Here is a 1,253-nt window from a genome sequence, read left to right on the forward strand (position 1 = left end):
TCATATGCTGTTTAACCAGCGTCTGATATCGGCGGGTAAGGCGAGAGTCAATCCCGCCAACAGATAGGTTGAAATCATTCTGCAAAGTAATAACAGGTATCACGATAAATGTGTAGATACCTATGCACTTAAGGGCCGGGGCGCGCTAGGCGTTTTTGACTCGCCGCCGGCGGATAATCAGCAGCACGCTGCCTATCAGACCGGTGACCAGCAGCACCACGGGCAGCACAATCAACGCCATCAACGCCATCATCACCTTATCCTCATGATGCTTAACCACCGGCACATGGCTGATGGCATAGCCGAGCGATACCAGCACGGTGACCCATATTAGCGCGCTTAACCAATTGAACAGCTGGAAACGGGTATTGCTGAGGCCGGATGCTGTTTTAGCCGAATGCCCAGCGTGCGCAGCCCTCGCTCGGCCATATAAGCGGTATCGGCATCAACCATCTGGCCCATCAAATAGGATTGCTCTCGCAATTGATCCCAGCAGCGCGCGTTGGCCACCGCGGTGCCGATCATCGCATCGGAATGGCCGATAAGATATTTGGTGCCGGCCTGAAGGGAAATATCCACGCCCAAATCCAGCGCTTTTAGCAGTATTCCTGCCGCCCAGGTATTATCCAACATAATGACAATGTCAGGATTTTTGGCGCGTACCGCGCGCACGATAGCAGGAATATCCTGCACTTCCATGGTAATTGACCCTGGCGATTCCAGCATCACCACCCGCGTATTATCCTGAATCAGATCGCCAATATCCGCGCCAATAAGCGGATCGAACCAAGTGGTGGTAATATTCATTTTGCCGAGGATATGACGGCAGAAGTCCTGCGTTGGCTCATAAGCCGAACCGGTGACCAGAATATGATCGCCCGCCGAGACGAAAGACAGAATCGCGTTGCTGACCGCTGCGGTACCGCACGGATAGAGCGCGCAGCCGGCGCCGCCTTCCAGCTCCACCATTGCCTGCTGCAGGGAAAAATGGGTCAGCGTGCCGCGCCGACCGTAATACAGCTCGCCGCTGGCGCGTCCCGCCGTGGCCTTTTTCTTGTGCTGGACGGAATCAAAGACCAGCGAGGACGCCCGCTGGATGACCGGATTCACCGAACCCTGCGTAAATGCATAGGTATCTACACATTTATCGTGATACCTGTTATTACTTTGCAGAATGATTTCAACCTATCTGTTGGCGGGATTGACTCTCGCCTTACCCGCCGATATCAGACGCTGGTTAAACAGCATATGAC

The 1,253-nt window shown here is 54.0% G+C and carries 2 pseudogenes; both read right to left on the reverse strand.

The window, feature by feature from the left end:
• Positions 1 to 145 precede the first annotated feature (145 nt).
• Positions 146 to 382, reverse strand: a pseudogene (locus tag CINSTRO3249_RS17020) (DedA family protein); the annotation flags it as partial.
• A pseudogene (gene metC / locus CINSTRO3249_RS15985) lies at positions 355 to 1,179 on the reverse strand (cystathionine beta-lyase); the annotation flags it as partial. The pseudogenes metC and CINSTRO3249_RS17020, both read right to left, overlap by 28 nt.
• Between the last annotated feature and the right edge of the window lie 74 nt (positions 1,180 to 1,253).

Source organism: Candidatus Sodalis sp. SoCistrobi, from assembly GCF_900143145.1.
Taxonomy (GTDB): domain Bacteria; phylum Pseudomonadota; class Gammaproteobacteria; order Enterobacterales; family Enterobacteriaceae; genus SoCistrobi.